The sequence below is a fragment of the Nonomuraea sp. LPB2021202275-12-8 genome (assembly GCF_037044575.1).
Lineage (GTDB): Bacteria > Actinomycetota > Actinomycetes > Streptosporangiales > Streptosporangiaceae > Nonomuraea.
Genome location: NZ_JBAHWD010000196.1, coordinates 1 through 261, shown reverse-complemented (window position 1 = coordinate 261; position 261 = coordinate 1). Strand labels below are relative to the sequence as shown.

1 pseudogene is annotated in these 261 nt (G+C 68.6%); it reads left to right on the top strand.

The features are described from left to right. Window positions 1-261 (top strand): annotated as a pseudogene (locus V5E28_RS49360) (ABC transporter permease); the annotation flags it as partial.

Sequence of the window (261 nt, the reverse complement as noted above, 5' to 3'; positions counted from 1 at the left end):
ACCCCACCTGATGCCCCCGGTCGCCGGGACCTTCGAGCTCAGCGAGGCGAACGTGGATGGGCTCGGCGTATCACGGGAGGAAGGCGGAACTCTGCGCATTTTCCTGGAGTCGGCCGTTCCCGGTCACGCGGGCGCCTGGGTCCTGTCCAGCAATCTGGTCGATCCATCCGGACGTACGTTCGGCAGCGGCGGCGAAGCCGCCGTCCAGGTCTCCACCACGTCGGGACCCTGCGCACCGACGGGACCGCAGGGCATGAGCAT